Here is a 14,507-nt window from a genome sequence, read left to right as displayed (position 1 = left end):
CCAACGTGCAACATGAGGACCGGGCCTCCTTCCGTCACACCTGCCGGCTCTCACCGCAAGCGTGATCCGGGGGGAGGCCCCCGTCTTCATGGCATTCAGGGACATGTGACGCCGGATCAAACGGCCCACTGTTACGACCGTTCCAAGAACAGGTCCCTGTCCGTGATCACCCGTCCTCGGTGACGGTGTCGCCATGGCGATGGGCCACCCGCCATTGGCCGTCCTCGCGGCGGTACACCTGGGTGGCTCGCAAGCTGTAGGTGCGCGGTTGGCCGTCGACGGATGCCGAGGTGTGCTCGAAGCCTGCCGTATAGGCCATGTCGCCCATCACGTCGTACGCGAGCAGCTCGAACGCATACGACGTGCAGTCGGAGAAGCTCTTCCCGAGGGCAGTAAAGAGCTCGTCGAGCTCCCCTTGGCCGTGCGCATTGCGCCAGGCACCCAAGACGCTGACGGGCTCGTTACGGGACCAGAGGGCCCGCCGGGGTGACGGGTCGCCGTTGTGTAGCGCGAGCTCCGCCTCGTACAGCGCCGTCTTCACCCAACCCATGAAGTCTTCGCGAGCGTCCATGCCCGCAGCATGCTCCGGCCGTCGAGGCTTGCCCCTGTCTCTGAGGCCGCCTGATCCGAAAATCTCAGGTCCCCGCGCGTGCGGAAGACCCGCGCCCCCGGCCCGGTGGTGGGGTGTGCGTCGGGCGCGGAGGTCAGGCCGCAGGGTTGAGGGTGACGGTGTAGCCGAGGGCCTGCAGTTCCCGGACGTGGTTGCGGACCTTGCGTTCGGAGTTGGCGCGCGAGGCGTAGTAGCCCGGGCCGAGGTCGACGAACTGCGCCCCCTCGTCGGAGAGCAGGGCCCAGATGATGACGAGAATTGAGCGGCCGACCGCAACGATCGCCCGCTTCTTGCCGCGGCGGCGGGCGATCCGCCGATACCGCTCGCCGAGGAAGGTGTCGGTGCGGGCGGCGCTGACTGCGGCTTCAAAGATCACCCGCGCCAGGTAGCGGTTGCCCTTACGGGTGCCGGCATTGCCCTTCGGGCGGCCCGCGGACTCACTGACCCCGGGCGCGAACCGCGCCCAGGAAGAAGTCGCTGGTCGCCTCCATCACCACCCGGGTCACCCCGAGGCCGGCCAGCCAGTCAGCCAACGCCAGCACCGCCGACGTCATCGTGGAGATGGTGCGGACCTCCTGCATCCGCTGCCCGCCCGGGCCGGGCACCCGCGCACAACAGACCACCTCGGCCTTGCCCACATCCAGCGCCGTAACCCGCTGGATGACCTTGGGCTCGTCGGTCTCGACCTGCATGGCCCTCGCCTCTGCACACCTCAGACGGAACCTGGGCGGCCACCCGTGGGAGCTGGAGGGAACGACGAATCTGATCCTCGTGCTTGAAGCACACGAAACGGCCCACAGCACAGCCCCCGGCGTCCGACTTCAGAACGGCCTCGACGACCGGGCGACTACGACGTCAACGGGTGGCCGCGCACCATTTTCAGCCCGGAACGGCGCTTCCCGACAGGGGCCAATGGGACTTCAGGGACGAACGTTTGCTGGACGGGCAGTAGGCGGCGGCTTGATGCCGGGCCCGCCCGAACGTGTGACGGCGCATGCGCCACGGCTGGCCGCAAGGCTTCCGTCGGTGGCACCCTGTAGACACGTGGTTGTGGACGGCCTTGTGGATGAAGGAGGGGTGACCATGTCGATCGCAGAGAGCAGCGCGTCTGTCGGCGTCACTGAACTCACCCCTGAGGAAGCCGCCGCGGCCTTCGAGCGAATCGCCCGCACCGCCTTGGACCTGAGCGGCGAAGAGTTCCTCGCGGCCCTCGACGGTGGCAAGTTCGAAGACGTCGACCCCGATGCCCACCCCGGGCTGCTCGACGTGCTCATGGCGCTACCTCTCGTACGCTGACGCCTCGTGCCGGGAGCGTCGCCGTATCAAGCGGTCCAAGCGTTCCTGGCACCTCTCGAACGAGCGGTGGCCTGCCTCGGCGCGGGCAAGATCGTCGTCTCGCCGGCGGTCGCGCGACCACGGGCAAAACGCACGTCTGGAGCCTGAACGGCGGAGACGGCCTCGTACTGCGCGGTGACGCGGCCGGCTGCCGGTTTCTGGCGTCCATGCACTCCCGGATCATCCCGACCGACCCCGAGAAGTACGACGCCCAGGAGGGGCGCTGGCGGGTCACCACGTCGGCCTACCTGTATGAGTTCCGGGCGCCGGACAACGCGAAGCTGTGGGGGATGCACTGGCACCCGGCCGGCAAGAGCCACGCCACCTTCCCGCACCTCCACCTCTACCCCATCCGCCCCGGCGGGCACTTCCCCACGGCGCGGCAGACCCTGGAGTCTGCGGTGCACTGGTGCATCGAGATGGGAGCGGAGCCGCAGAACGCCCAGTGGCGCACCGTGCCGAGTCCGAGGGGATCCACCAGCTGTACCGATCCTGGTCCGAGGACCCGTCACCGCCGGCAGGTGGCCGGTGACGCCGGGCCCTACCGCGGCGAGGCAGGATGCGGGCGGTCAGCCGGGAGTTCACCCCGCTCCCCACAACCAGCTCCCCTCCGACTGCGCAGCGCTGGGGGAAGGGTGGGCCGCAGGCCCATCCCGCAGGGACGCGAAGCGCCCTTCCGGCGGCCGGCGCAGTCGGAGATGCTGCCGCGGGTGTGGGGGGCGGGTGCTGTCGTCAGGGCAGTGTCCGAGGCGACTGCTGCGGCGGCCCCAGTCCGCACACAGTCCGCAGATGGTCCGCAAAACGGTCGAAATCGGCCAACGGCAGCCGAGAGCGACCATCGGTAAAGGCGCTGGTCAAGAGGGGTTTTCAGTCACAGCCCACTGCGCCAAACCACCCCAAGGTCGATTTTGCAAGGCGGGGGTTAGGGGTTCGATTCCCCTCGTCTCCACCATCTCGATAGGCCGGCTGGCCTGCGAGTCCTCGACCCACGGCCGATTCTCGGTGCGCCGCTGAGTCGGCGCCCTCCGTAGACGGTCCGCGACCTGTCCGCGCGAAGCAGCCCGCAGGGCGGTTCCCCTGCTGACCGAGACGCTGTCATCTCGGACGCGAGGCCGTCCCCCGGGCGATGAAGCGGTCGCCGTCTCCGTCAGGGACAGCGGCTCAGCCGTGGTCGCCCTCCGGACACGTGTCGTGGGTGGGACCGTCCTCGGTCCCACGTCGACCGCCGGCGGATCGGCCCTCGGGCCTGCGAGGTCGGGTGCCGGGAGCGTCGGCCGGCTGGTTCCTCAGCGACCGACCGGCGCCGGCGGGGGTGGCAGGACCGCCTGCAGGGCGCTGTACCGGTCGCGTAGGGCGTCGCAGACGATCTCGCAGAGGGCGAAGACGCTGGGATCGGTGATGGCGTACTGGGCGGTGCTGCCGGTGCGGGTCCGCTGGACCAGGCCGGCGCTGTGCAGCACGCCGAGGTGCTTGGAGGCGTTCTGCTGACTGAGGCCGACGCGGGTGGCGAGTTCACCCACGCTGGCAGGCCCTGAGCGCAGCGCGTCGAGCAGCTTGATCCGGGCCGGCTCACCGAGCACACGAAAACGCTGAGCGACCAGCTCCACCAGGGGGTCGGGCAGCGGACTGGGAACAGGCACGCCTTCATCCTACTTACAACTAGAGCGTTGTATGGTTGTGAACGAACGAGAGGATGAGGCTTCGATGCGGACGACACACAGGCGACTGGTCGCGGGTACCGCGGCGGCGGTGCTGCTGCTCGGCGGTGGCGTGGTGACCGGGGCGCAGCTGCTGCCGGACGCGGGGGCGGTCGACCGGCCGTCCACCGGCATGGGCATGGGCATGGGCATGGGCTCGGCGATGCCGGGGATGGCCGGCTCGGCCGATGCGATGTTCGCGGTGCAGATGGCCGTGCACCACGAGTCGGCGGTGCAGATGGCCCGGCTGGCCCAGCAACGGGCGCAGCGCCCCGAGGTCCGGCAGCTGGCCCGGGACATCCAGCGCACCCAGACCGCGGAGATCGCCCAGCTGCGCGCCGCGGCGACGCGGCTGGGCGCCGACCCGGACGCCCCCGCCGGCGGGATGGGGTCGGGGATGGCCGCCGGGATGGACTCGGCGACCGACCTCGCCGAGGTGCCGGATGAGCAGTTCGATCGCGTCTTCCTGGAGGCCATGATTCCGCACCACCAGATGGGCGTGCACATGGCGCGAATGGTCCAGCGGGCCGGCAGCGACCGGCAGATCGCCGCGATGGCCGCGGAGATGGTTCGCGTACAGACCGACGAGATCGCGCTGATGCAGCGCTGGCTGGACCAGCAGTGACCCACCGGCCCGCCCGGCGCCGGCCGGTGACCCGAACGTCAGCCCACCTTCCCCAAGAGACCAAGGAGCACGGCATGGACCCCCGCACGGTGCAGGACCGCCGCGGCGAGCTGCAGATCCTCGACGTCCGCGAGGACGAGGAATGGGCGGCCGGCCACATCGACGGCGCGGTGCACATCCCGCTCGGCCAACTCGCGGAGCGCATCGGTGAGCTGGACGCGCAGCGTCCCGTCGTCACGGTCTGCCGCAGCGGCGGCCGCGCCGGGCGGGCCGCGGACCTGCTGACCTCCCACGGCCGCCGGGCCGCGGTGATGGACGGCGGGATGCAGCGGTGGGCGCGCGAGGGCCTTCCCTCCAGCGCCGCCGACGGTCGCCCCGGAACCGTCGCCTGATCACCACCCGACCACACCCGATCACAGTCACCCCGCAGCCGCGGACCTACCTCGCAGGAGACCCCCGTGATCCAGATCCGAACCATCGAGACGTCCAGCCTCGGCGACCGCAGCTACCTGGCCACCGACGGTCAGGTCGCCCTCGTCGTCGACCCGCAGCGTGACATCGACCGGGTCCTCGACCTCGTCGAGCAGCGCGGCGTACGCCTCACCCACGTGCTCGAGACCCACGTCCACAACGACTACGTCACCGGGGGGCTGGAGCTCGCCGCGCGCACCGGCGCAACGTACGTCCTGCCCACCGGCAGCGACGCCCGCTTCGAGCACCTCGCGGTCGCGGACGGGGACGTGCTCGAGGCCGGGGCGATGCGGCTGCGGGTCCTGCACACCCCCGGCCACACCCACCACCACGTCAGCTACGTCCTCGAGACCGCCCAGGGCGACGGGGCGGAGGCGGTCCGGGCGGTGTTCACCGGCGGGTCGATGCTCTACGGCGCGACCGGGCGCACCGACCTGGTGAGCCCGGCGGCCACCGACGAGCTGACCCACGCGCAGTTCCACTCCGTGCGCCGGATCGCCCGCGAGCTCCCCGCGCAGACCGAGGTCTTCCCGACCCACGGGTTCGGCAGCTTCTGCTCCGCGACCCCGACCAGCGGCACCGCCTCCACCGTCGGCGAGCAGCTGCGGGCCAACCCCGCGTTGACCATGGAGGAGAAGCAGTACGTCGACACCCTCCTCGCCGGGCTGGACGCCTACCCCGCCTACTACGCGCACATGGGCCCGATCAACCGCTCCGGTCCGGCTCCGGTGAACCTGTCCTTGCCCCAGCCGGTGGACCCGGCGGAGCTGCGCCGGCGGCTCGAGGCCGGCGAGTGGGTGGTCGACCTGCGCCAGCGGACCGCGTTCGCCGCCGGGCACCTTCCGCGCAGCCTGAACTTCGAGCTCGGCACCAACTTCGTCACCTACCTCGGCTGGCTCTACGCCTACGGCGAACCCATCACGCTGATCGGAGACAGCGAGGAGCAGGTCGCCCAGGCCCGCCGCGAGCTGGTCCGCATCGGCGTCGACGACCTCGCCGGCGCCGCCATCGGGGACATCGAGACCCTCGCCCACGGGCAGGCGCTGCGCTCCTACCGGGTCACCGACTTCGCCGGCCTCGCCGCCGCCCTGCAGAGGGGCCCGGTGCAGGTGCTCGACGCCCGCCGCAACGACGAACGCGCCCAGGGGCACGTGCGCGGATCGCAGCACATCCCCCTGCACGAACTCCCGGCCCGCCTCGACGAGGTCCCCACCGGGCAGGTGTGGGTCTACTGCGGCTCGGGCTACCGCGCCTCCATCGCCGCCTCGGTCCTCGACACCCCGGGCCGAGAGGTCGTGCTCATCAACGACTCCTACGGCAGCGCCAAGGACGCCGGGCTCGAGGACGAGCGGCCTACCGAGGGCGCTGGCGCCGCCACCGGCCCCGGCGCCGGCTGACGCCCGTCCCCGACCCACCGCATTCCGCAGAGCCATCGAGAGGACCTACGTGACCACGACCACCCCCGGGCGCTTCGATGCCGCCGCCCTGCGCGCGCGGCTCGAGCGCCGTGACGCGCTCACGGTGATCGACGTCCGCACGCCCGCCGAGTTCGAGACCGTTCGCATTCCCGGGTCGGTCAACGCCCCGCTCCCCCTGATCGAAAAGCACGCCAGGCAAGTAGCCGAGCGGCTGGACCGTGACGTGGTACTCGTCTGCCAGTCCGGCAACCGGGCCCGCCAGGCCCAGCAGCGCCTCGCCGGCGCCGGCGCTGCACGCCTCCACGTCCTCGATGGCGGAGTCGGTTCCTACGAGACCGCCGGTGGCGAGGTCGTGCGCGGCCGATCACGCTGGAGCCTCGAACGGCAGGTCCGCCTGGTCGCCGGGTTCCTCGTCCTGGGCAGCTCCCTGGCCGGCCTCCGCGCTCCCCGGGCCGGCATGCTCGCCGGTGGCGTGGGCGCCGGCCTCACCATGTCGGCGCTGACCGACACCTGCACTCTGGGCCGGGTCCTGTCCGCGCTGCCGTACAACCGGGGTCCCCGCGCCCGCACGCCGGAAGAGATCCTCGATCAGCTGACGGCGGGGTCACCGGCATGACGGCGGTGGCGCGCCCGGGCGTCGGCGGCGGGACAGGCGCCGTGCGATGAGCGCGGCACTCGGCCTGGGCCTGCTCATCGGCGTGCTGCTGGGACTGCTCGGCGGCGGCGGGTCGATCCTCGCCGTTCCCGCCTTGGTCTACGGGGCCGGGCTGCCGCTGGGCGCCGCCATCCCGACCTCGCTGCTCGTCGTCGGTGTCTTCTCGGCCACCGCGCTGCTGCCGCGCCTGCGGCAGGTCCGCTGGCGCATCGCCGGCGTCTTCGGTGCCGCCGGAGCCCTCGCTGCGTTCGCCGGCACCGCGGTCAACCGGCTGCTCGACGCCCGCGTCGTGCTCGTCGGGTTCGCGCTGCTCATGGTCGCCGCGGCGGTGCGCATGCTCAGGAGAGACGTGCCAGAAGGGGGGGACTGCGCCCTGCCCGGTGGCGGGATCAACTGGCGCGGCTGCCTTCCGAGAGCCGTCGGCGCCGGCGTGGCCGTCGGTTTCCTCACCGGCCTGTTCGGCGTCGGCGGCGGGTTCCTGATCATCCCCGCCCTCGTGCTCCTCCTCGGCCTGCCCATGGCGGTCGCGGTCGGCACCAGCCTGGTCATCATCGTGCTGAACTCCGCCGCGGGATTCGCCGCGCACGCCGGGGACACCACCCTCGACTGGAGCGTCGTCGCAGCGTTCACAGCCGCCGCCGTCGCCGGCTCCCTCATCGCCGGCAGATTCGCCACCAGGCTCCCGGCCGACCGGCTGCGCCGCGGCTTCGCATACCTGGTGCTCGCCGTCGCCGCCTTCGTCGCCACCCAGGCCCTGCTCAACCCACCCAGTGGATGACCGCCCGCCACCGCGGGCACCAGCCACCATGTCCCTACACCAGGAGGAGAACCGTCATGGCCGACTTCGGCATGAGCGTGCGTGTCGACGCCCCGCTCGACCAGGCCCTGGAGCGCACTCGCGCCGCCCTCGCCGAACAGGGCTTCGGCATCCTCACCGAGATCGACGTCGCCGCCACCCTCAAGGCCAAGCTCGACGTCGACGTGCCGCCGCAGATCATCCTGGGCGCCTGCAACGCCCCCCTCGCCCGGCAGGGCCTGCAGATCGAACCCGACCTCGGACTGCTGCTGCCCTGCAACGTCGTCGTCCGCACGGACGACGACGGGCAGACGTTGGTCTCCGCTCTGAACCCCGAGCTCATGGTCAGCGTCCCCGACCGGCCCGAACTCGAGCCGATCGCCGCCGACGCCAAGACCCGGCTGCAGAACGCACTGCGCACGGTCGCCGACCAGAGCACCTGACCGAACCCCGGACGTGATGCCCCCGTACGGAGCCTGCTCCCGGCGTTCGGACGGCGCGGCGCGGTGACGGCCCGCGGCCGGCGTCCATGGTTACTGTCGCCGCCTCGCCGTCACGAGATCCCGGAGGGCCCGACGTGAGCACGCAGCTGCCGGCACCCGATGCGCCGCCGCCCGGCTGGCGGCCGGAGCCGGCACCGCGGATGCGTCAGCCCGGCTACTTCCGGCGCGGCTTCGCCCTCGGGCTGGGGGCGACTCTGGGCGCGGGCGTGGTGCTGGCCGTGGTCGCCGTGGGGCTGACGGTGGTGATGGTGCTGGCCCTGGTCGGGCTGTCCGCAGGAGGCGGCGACAGCTCTCCCAGCGGGCCGCCGACGGAGACCGTGTGGGGTGCGGCGGATGCCCCGGCGCGGCTGATCGCCGTCCCGGTCACCGGCGTCATCCTGGGCGGCGAGAGTGACGGTGTTCCCTTCGGCGGCGCGACCTACGGCTACGACGTCGCCGACACCATCGACGCCCTGGAGACCGAGGACGCCGACGGTCTGATCCTGGAGCTCAACACCTCAGGAGGCACGATCCACGGCTCCCGCGCCATCGCCGACGCCGTGGAGCGCTATCAGAAGCGGACCGGCAACCAGGTGATGGCCCACGTGCAGGGCATGTCGGCCTCAGGCGGGGTGTACGCCATGGCGGGGGCCGACCAGATCGTGGCCGACCACGGCAGCCTCGTCGGCAGCATCGGCGTGGTCATGGGCCCGTTCCAGCGTTTCCGCGACGTGACCGGCATCCCGGGCTCGCTGCTCGAGCCGGGCGTGATCACCGACGGCGGCCTCACCGAGGAGTACCTCACCCGGGGCCGCGGCAAGGACTTCGGCAACCCCTACCGCGACATGACCGAGGAGGAGCGGGCGGTCATGGGACGCGGCCTGGACCGGGAGTACGAGGCCTTCGTCGCGTGGGTGTCCCAGGCGCGGGGCATACCGCCGCAGACGATCGTCGATGAGCTGGGTGCCTTCGTCTTCGACAGCTACACCGCCGTCGACAATCGTCTGGTCGACAGGGTCCTCGGCCGCCAGGAGGCCTACCGCTACGCCGCCGAGATGAACGGCGTCGACCCCGATGACACCCGCGTGGACCGGATGGTGGCGCCGGGCTTCGTCGAGTCCCTCCTCGCCGCGAACGGGCCAGTGGGCGGCATCGGTGCCGCCGCGGTGGCGGGCGACCCCCGCCGCAGCATCGTGTGCACCGGCACCCCGCTGGTCCTCGCCTACCACGGGGAACTCTCGGCCGCCTGCACTCCCCGCTGAGGCACCCGCGTTCCCCGGCTCCTCATCCAGCCCGTGGGTTGCTGACCGCTCGCACCGACCGGAGAGACGCGACGTGCCTGCCCGCGACGCCGCGAGTCGTCCTCGTGGTCCCGGCAGGACCCCGGGATCGGTCAGCGGGTCGCCAACCGTGCACCTGCCACATCCGAGCTCCCGGTCGAGCCTGGCGGCGCTGGGCCGGCAGCCGCCGCCTGCCCCGACGCCCCACTCCGTCCAGTGGGAGAGTGGACGTCGTGACTGAAGCGACTCCTGCACGCCGTGCCGTCCTGCACACCAACCACGGCGACATCACCGTCGACCTGTTCCCCGACCACGCCCCCAAGACGGTCGCGAACTTCGCCGACCTCGCCGAGGGCCGCCGGGAGTGGACCCACCCGCAGACCCGCGCGAAGACCACCGACCGCCTGTACGACGGCACCGTCTTCCACCGGATCATCGACGGCTTCATGATCCAGGGCGGTGACCCGCTGGGTCAGGGCATCGGCGGCCCGGGCTACCAGTTCGGCGACGAGATCCACCCCGACCTGGCCTTCACCAAGCCCTACCTGCTGGCCATGGCCAACGCCGGGCCCGGCACCAACGGCTCCCAGTTCTTCATCACCGTCGCGCCGACCACCTGGCTGACGGGCAAGCACACGATCTTCGGCGAGGTGGCCGACCAGGCCGGCCGGGACGTCGTCGACCGCATCGCCAAGGTGCAGACCGGCCGCGGCGACCGCCCGGTGGAGGACGTCGTCCTCCAGTCGGTCGAGGTGCAGCGCAGCTGACCACGAGCCCGGACGACGGGGGCGCCGGCCGGCCACGGCCGGCGCCCCCGTCACCCACCTGTTACCGGCACCCGGACCGGCCCACCCTCATCTCCTGCACCCGGTGCGGGCGGCCCATCTGCCCGGAGTGCATGACCCCCGCCTCGGTCGGCTTCCAGTGCCCGGACGACGTCCGCGCCGGCAACGCGAGCGTGCGCCGTCCCCGCCAGGCCCCGCTGCTGCAGCGGGCCGGACGGCGCTTCGGCGGGGTCACGGTCACGCTCATCGCGCTCAACGTGGCGGTGTTCGTGGTCACCGCGGTCTCCGCCGGCCTGGCCGGGGCGAACCCGCTGGACAACCAGCTCTCGCCGCTGTTCGTGCAGTTGGCGCAGATCCCGGTCCTGGTCGAGCTCGGCGAGGACTGGCGGCTGGTCACGGCGGCGTTCCTGCACATCGGCGTCGTGCACCTGGTGCTCAACATGCTCGCGCTGCTCGTCTTCGGCTCCGAGCTGGAGCGCCAGCTCGGCCGGTGGCGCTACCTCGTCGTCTACCTCGTCTCGCTGCTCGGCGGTGCGGTCGCGCTCCAGCTGTTCGGTGAGCCGGGGCGCCCGGTCGCCGGTGCGTCGGCCGCGATCTACGGCCTGCTCGGCGGGCTCGCCGTCGTCATGCTCGCCCGCCGGGAGGACCTCCGCGGCCTGCTCACCCTGCTGGCGATCAACGTGTTCGTCAGCTTCCTGCCCGGTGTCTCCCTGCTGGGGCACCTGGGCGGCCTGGTGGCCGGCTTCGTCGCCACCGGGGTGGTTGTGCTGGCCCGGCGGCGCACCGAGCTGCAGGTGCTGGGCCTGATGCTGTTGACCGCGGCGCTCGTGGTGGTCGCTCTGACCGTGCCCACCCTCGTCGTCCTCGGTTAAAGGACCCCGTCCTCCCCACCCCTCGCAGGCTCGGGGCGGGGCCCTGGACGGGGCCGCAGCGCGCGCAGGGCGCGGGCGACGTCGCCCGGGTCGGCGCCCAGGTCCCGGCGGCCGAGCAGCACCAGCTCGCCGTCGTCGTCCGGCCCGGTGGCGGTGTCCAGCTCCAGCAGCCGCGAGCGCAGCCCCCACCGGCGGGTGTCGCGCACCCGCACCTGCAGCCGCGTCCACGGCAGCACGGCGGTGCCGGTCAGCCGGTGGACGGCGACGCCCTGCGGACCGGCGGCCAGCCGCGGGCGCAGCAGGCGGTCGCGCAGGGCCAGGGCCAGCAGCAGGACGGCGGCCGCGCCGACCAGCACCCGGCCGAGCGGGTCCAGGAACACGGTGGCCAGGCCCAGGGCCACGCCGACGGCCGCCAGGACCGCCGTCCCCCCGGTGCGCGGCGACCACTCCACGGCGTCCAGCCTCCCAGGCGACGTCGTCGGCATCGATGCGTGGACGTCCTACCATCTCGCCACGGGGGGCGGAACGCCGCCCACGTCGACGAGGAGTGGTCATGCGAGATGCCGTCATCTGCGCCGCGGTGCGCACCCCGGTGGGCAAGCGGGGCGGTGGGCTGTCCGGCGTGCACGCCGTGGACCTGTCGGCCACCGTGCTGGACGCGCTGGTCGAGCGGGCCGGCATCGACCCGGCCGTGGTCGAGGACGTGTTCTGGGGCTGCGTGAGCCAGGTCGGCGAGCAGACCTTCAACATCGGCCGCAACGCCGTCCTGGCCGCGGGCTGGCCGGAGTCGGTGCCCGGGACGACGATCGACCGCCAGTGCGGCTCCTCGCAGCAGGCGGTGGCCTTCGCCGCCGCCACGGTCATCAGCGGCCAGGCCGACGTGGTCGTCGCCGGCGGCGTCGAGTCGATGAGCCGGGTGCCGATGGGCTCCACCTACGACGCGGCCATCGGGGCCGGGGCGCCGTTGGGGCCGCGCTTCCTCGAGCGCTACGACGGCGTCTTCCCCAACCAGGGCGTGGGTGCGGAGATGATCGCCGAGCGCTGGGGCTTCTCCCGCACCCAGCTCGACGAGTACTCCCTCGCCTCGCACGAGAAGGCGGCCAAGGCCCAGGCCGACGGCGCCTTCGAGGAGGAGATCGTCCCGGTCACCATCCCCGACGGCACGGTGGTCAGCGTCGACGAGGGGATCCGCGCCGGCGGCACGCTGGAGAAGCTCGGCTCGCTGAAGACCCCGTTCAAGGCCGACGGCGTCATCAGCGCCGGCAACGCCAGCCAGATCTCCGACGGGTCGGCCGCGCTGCTCGTCACCACCTCGGAGAAGGCCCGCGAGCTTGGCCTGCGCCCGCTGGTGCGCATCCACACCACCGTGATGGCCGGCGACGACCCGGTCATCATGCTGACCGCCCCCATCCCGGCCACCCACAAGGTGCTGCAGCGCTCGGGCCTGTCGGTCGAGGACATCGGGGTGTTCGAGGTCAACGAGGCGTTCGCGCCGGTGCCACTGGCCTGGCAGCTGGAGACCGGGGCGGACGTCGACCGGCTCAACCCCCGCGGCGGCGCCATCGCGCTGGGGCACCCGCTGGGTGGCTCGGGGGCGCGGATCATGACGACGCTCGTGCACACCATGCAGGCCACCGGCACCCGCTACGGGCTGCAGACGATGTGCGAGGGCGGCGGGATGGTGAACGCGACCGTCCTGGAGCTGCTCACCGACGCCTGAGGGAGGACCCCGGCCCCCCACCGTGGAAGGGCCCCGTCCTCTCCACCCTCCGCAGGCTCGGGGCGGTGCCCGGGACGGGGCCGCGGCGGGACCCTGCGGGGGACCAGCGCGTCCGGTCCACAGCCCCTCTCCGACGGCCCCCGGTCCCCCGTGGACCGGGGGCCGTCGTCGTGCCCGGACGGCCGTGGGGAGGCGGGGATCTGCCGTGGTCAGGCCGCGTGTCGCGCTAGCACAGGATGGGTAGGACGGCGAATGCAGGCCTGCCGCCATGTCGACTCGTCCACAGTCGTGTGCACAGCTGGGGATGGAGTCACAGCCCTGTAGTTACCCGGGTGCCCTTCTCGTCACATCCGTCCCACCCCTTGCAAACCGGCAGGTCAGGGCGACGAGGTCGAACAGGCGTCCTCCACACGTCGTGGACAACCCTGGGGGCGGAGCGCTTTGTCGACCTGTGGACAGCGCCCGTCCGCTGTGCACAGCACCGCTTGTGGACAACACTGTGCGTATCCGATTGGTTACAACCGAGCGGCCCCTGTCCCGGGTGGGGACGAGGGCCGCTCGAGTGGTACCGGCCCCGTCCCGGGTCCCGCCCCGAGCTCGCGAGGGGTGGGGAGGACGGGGTCCTTCTTCAGCGCCAGCGCATCGACATGACCAGACCGGCCACCATGAGACCGAAGCCGATCAGGAAGTTCCAGGCGTTGAGCGCCGACATGAACGGGATCCGGTCGCCGGCGACGTAGAACACGACGATCCACAGCAGCCCCAGCAGCATGAGGGTGACCATGAGCGGCGCGTACCAGCGCGGGCTGGGCTGGACGGACCGCGCGCTCGCCGTCCCGGACTGCAGGGTGCCCTGCGGCGGCGTGTAGACCGACTTCTTGCGCACCTTCGACTTGGGCACCGATGGACTCCCTCCGGGGCCGGTCCGTCGCGACCGGCCGTGACCGTTGTCCAGCCTAAGCTGCAGAGGTGGCCACAGCCCGCACCCTGCGCCCACGGATGACCCGTGGGGGTACCGCGTGGGCCGCCCTGGTGCCCGTGGTGGCACTGGCCGCGGGACTGCTGTTCGCCACCTCCAGCCAGACCGCACAGGGCACCGACCTGCGCGGTGGGGAGGTCACCGAGCTGTCCGCCCTCATCCCCGCCCGGGAGGAGGCCGTCGCGGCGCAGGAGGAGCAGTTGGCGGCGCTGCAGGCGCAGGTGCAGGCCCTCACCGACCAGGCCGCGTCCCGCGACGGCGACGTGGCGGCCGCCCGCGACGCCGGCCGGGCCGGCGCCGTGTCGGCCGGTCTGGTCGCCGTCACCGGCCCCGGTGTGCAGATCACCCTGGACGACGCCCCGCGGCGGCCCGACGGCTCGCTGCCCCTCGGCGCCCGGCCCGACGACGTCGTCATCCACCAGTCCGACGTGCAGGCCGTCGTGAACTCCGTGTGGGCCGCCGGCGCGGACGCGGTGGCGATCATGGACCAGCGGCTGATCGCGACCAGCGCCGTCCGCTGTGTCGGCAACGTCCTGCTGCTGCACGGCCGCACCTGGTCCCCGCCGTTCGTGGTCACCGCGATCGGGGAAGCCGACGCGATCCGCGCCCAGCTGGCCGCCTCGCCGCAGGTGCAGGTGTTCCAGCAGGCAGTCGAGGACTACGGCCTGGGCTTCGCCGTCCAGCAGCGCGGCGAGGTCACCCTGCCGGCCTACGACGGCCCGCCGGCGATGGAGTACGCCACAGCCGCTGCCGGCTGACCGGGCGGCCGGTGTAGACAGGGA

18 protein-coding genes are annotated in these 14,507 nt (G+C 72.4%); 12 read left to right on the top strand and 6 right to left on the bottom strand.

The window, feature by feature from the left end:
* Nucleotides 1-166 precede the first annotated feature (166 nt).
* From CNO22_RS09065 to CNO22_RS09055, 3 genes are all read right to left on the bottom strand, one after another.
* Nucleotides 167-571 (bottom strand): nuclear transport factor 2 family protein, encoded by a 405-nt coding sequence (locus CNO22_RS09065; RefSeq protein ID WP_100499050.1) that lies wholly within the window; start codon nt 569-571, stop codon nt 167-169.
* Between the two features lie 133 nt (nt 572-704).
* On the bottom strand, nt 705-986 hold the full coding sequence (locus CNO22_RS09060; protein ID WP_232806908.1) for a hypothetical protein: 282 nt from the start codon (nt 984-986) through the stop codon (nt 705-707).
* Nucleotides 987-1,047: 61 nt separating this feature from the next.
* Nucleotides 1,048-1,302, bottom strand: coding sequence for a hypothetical protein (locus tag CNO22_RS09055; RefSeq protein ID WP_100499049.1), 255 nt, complete (start codon nt 1,300-1,302; stop codon nt 1,048-1,050).
* 391 nt (nt 1,303-1,693) lie between these two features.
* Between CNO22_RS09055 and CNO22_RS09050 the strand changes: the two genes are divergently transcribed.
* Nucleotides 1,694-1,906: a hypothetical protein gene (locus CNO22_RS09050; RefSeq protein ID WP_100499057.1), complete on the top strand. Its 213-nt coding sequence runs from the start codon at nt 1,694-1,696 to the stop codon at nt 1,904-1,906.
* Between the two features lie 1,325 nt (nt 1,907-3,231).
* On the opposite strand, the gene CNO22_RS09045 is transcribed toward CNO22_RS09050, so the two are convergent.
* Nucleotides 3,232-3,585, bottom strand: coding sequence for an ArsR/SmtB family transcription factor (locus tag CNO22_RS09045; protein WP_100499048.1), 354 nt, complete (start codon nt 3,583-3,585; stop codon nt 3,232-3,234).
* A gap of 64 nt (nt 3,586-3,649) precedes the next feature.
* Between CNO22_RS09045 and CNO22_RS09040 the strand changes: the two genes are divergently transcribed.
* The 9 genes from CNO22_RS09040 to CNO22_RS09000 all read left to right on the top strand — a co-directional run bounded on the left by CNO22_RS09040 (nt 3,650) and on the right by CNO22_RS09000 (nt 11,026).
* Nucleotides 3,650-4,267, top strand: coding sequence for a DUF305 domain-containing protein (locus CNO22_RS09040; protein ID WP_157936868.1), 618 nt, complete (start codon nt 3,650-3,652; stop codon nt 4,265-4,267).
* 74 nt (nt 4,268-4,341) lie between these two features.
* Nucleotides 4,342-4,659, top strand: coding sequence for a rhodanese-like domain-containing protein (locus CNO22_RS09035; protein WP_100499046.1), 318 nt, complete (start codon nt 4,342-4,344; stop codon nt 4,657-4,659).
* Nucleotides 4,660-4,725: 66 nt separating this feature from the next.
* Complete coding sequence (locus CNO22_RS09030) at nt 4,726-6,135, top strand: MBL fold metallo-hydrolase (protein WP_198588199.1); 1,410 nt, start codon at nt 4,726-4,728, stop codon at nt 6,133-6,135.
* A gap of 49 nt (nt 6,136-6,184) precedes the next feature.
* On the top strand, nt 6,185-6,772 hold the full coding sequence (locus CNO22_RS09025; RefSeq protein WP_100499045.1) for a rhodanese-like domain-containing protein: 588 nt from the start codon (nt 6,185-6,187) through the stop codon (nt 6,770-6,772).
* Between the two features lie 46 nt (nt 6,773-6,818).
* Nucleotides 6,819-7,589, top strand: coding sequence for a sulfite exporter TauE/SafE family protein (locus tag CNO22_RS09020; RefSeq protein WP_100499044.1), 771 nt, complete (start codon nt 6,819-6,821; stop codon nt 7,587-7,589).
* A gap of 56 nt (nt 7,590-7,645) precedes the next feature.
* Nucleotides 7,646-8,050, top strand: a complete 405-nt coding sequence (locus tag CNO22_RS09015; RefSeq protein WP_232806907.1) for a DUF302 domain-containing protein — start codon at nt 7,646-7,648, stop codon at nt 8,048-8,050.
* Between the two features lie 134 nt (nt 8,051-8,184).
* Nucleotides 8,185-9,351 (top strand): S49 family peptidase, encoded by a 1,167-nt coding sequence (locus CNO22_RS09010; RefSeq protein WP_100499043.1) that lies wholly within the window; start codon nt 8,185-8,187, stop codon nt 9,349-9,351.
* Nucleotides 9,352-9,602: 251 nt separating this feature from the next.
* Nucleotides 9,603-10,136: a peptidylprolyl isomerase gene (locus CNO22_RS09005; RefSeq protein WP_100499054.1), complete on the top strand. Its 534-nt coding sequence runs from the start codon at nt 9,603-9,605 to the stop codon at nt 10,134-10,136.
* Between the two features lie 131 nt (nt 10,137-10,267).
* Complete coding sequence (locus CNO22_RS09000) at nt 10,268-11,026, top strand: rhomboid family intramembrane serine protease (protein ID WP_100499042.1); 759 nt, start codon at nt 10,268-10,270, stop codon at nt 11,024-11,026.
* On the opposite strand, the gene CNO22_RS08995 is transcribed toward CNO22_RS09000, so the two are convergent.
* Nucleotides 11,023-11,478, bottom strand: coding sequence for a PH domain-containing protein (locus CNO22_RS08995; RefSeq protein WP_100499041.1), 456 nt, complete (start codon nt 11,476-11,478; stop codon nt 11,023-11,025). The two genes, CNO22_RS09000 and CNO22_RS08995, sit on opposite strands and share 4 nt — an antisense overlap.
* A gap of 101 nt (nt 11,479-11,579) precedes the next feature.
* Here CNO22_RS08995 and CNO22_RS08990 point away from each other — a divergent pair, with 101 nt between their 5' ends.
* Nucleotides 11,580-12,746 carry a thiolase family protein gene (locus CNO22_RS08990; RefSeq protein WP_100499040.1) on the top strand — a complete coding sequence of 389 codons (1,167 nt, stop codon included), beginning with the start codon at nt 11,580-11,582 and terminating at the stop codon, nt 12,744-12,746.
* 628 nt (nt 12,747-13,374) lie between these two features.
* Here the strand turns inward: CNO22_RS08990 and crgA are convergent.
* Nucleotides 13,375-13,647, bottom strand: a complete 273-nt coding sequence (gene crgA / locus CNO22_RS08985; RefSeq protein WP_100499039.1) for a cell division protein CrgA — start codon at nt 13,645-13,647, stop codon at nt 13,375-13,377.
* 98 nt (nt 13,648-13,745) lie between these two features.
* On the opposite strand from crgA, the gene CNO22_RS08980 reads away from it, so the two are divergent.
* Nucleotides 13,746-14,483 (top strand): DUF881 domain-containing protein, encoded by a 738-nt coding sequence (locus tag CNO22_RS08980; protein ID WP_232806906.1) that lies wholly within the window; start codon nt 13,746-13,748, stop codon nt 14,481-14,483.
* Nucleotides 14,484-14,507: the final 24 nt, after the last annotated feature.

The organism is Geodermatophilus chilensis (genome assembly GCF_002802985.1).
Taxonomy (GTDB): domain Bacteria; phylum Actinomycetota; class Actinomycetes; order Mycobacteriales; family Geodermatophilaceae; genus Geodermatophilus; species Geodermatophilus chilensis.
Note: the sequence above shows the minus strand (reverse complement) of the source record. Positions and strands in the feature narration are given on the sequence as shown.

Bases quoted from the DNA above. Each gene is read 5' to 3' on its own strand.
- CNO22_RS09065 (WP_100499050.1), bottom strand. From the start codon at position 571: ATGGACGCTCGCGAAGACTTCATGGGTTGGGTGAAGACGGCGCTGTAC.
- CNO22_RS09055 (WP_100499049.1), bottom strand. From the start codon at position 1,302: ATGCAGGTCGAGACCGACGAGCCCAAGGTCATCCAGCGGGTTACGGCG.
- CNO22_RS09050 (WP_100499057.1), top strand. From the start codon at position 1,694: ATGTCGATCGCAGAGAGCAGCGCGTCTGTCGGCGTCACTGAACTCACC.
- CNO22_RS09040 (WP_157936868.1), top strand. From the start codon at position 3,650: ATGCGGACGACACACAGGCGACTGGTCGCGGGTACCGCGGCGGCGGTG.
- CNO22_RS09035 (WP_100499046.1), top strand. From the start codon at position 4,342: ATGGACCCCCGCACGGTGCAGGACCGCCGCGGCGAGCTGCAGATCCTC.
- CNO22_RS09020 (WP_100499044.1), top strand. From the start codon at position 6,819: ATGAGCGCGGCACTCGGCCTGGGCCTGCTCATCGGCGTGCTGCTGGGA.
- CNO22_RS09015 (WP_232806907.1), top strand. From the start codon at position 7,646: ATGGCCGACTTCGGCATGAGCGTGCGTGTCGACGCCCCGCTCGACCAG.
- CNO22_RS09000 (WP_100499042.1), top strand. From the start codon at position 10,268: ATGACCCCCGCCTCGGTCGGCTTCCAGTGCCCGGACGACGTCCGCGCC.
- CNO22_RS08990 (WP_100499040.1), top strand. From the start codon at position 11,580: ATGCGAGATGCCGTCATCTGCGCCGCGGTGCGCACCCCGGTGGGCAAG.
- CNO22_RS08980 (WP_232806906.1), top strand. From the start codon at position 13,746: ATGACCCGTGGGGGTACCGCGTGGGCCGCCCTGGTGCCCGTGGTGGCA.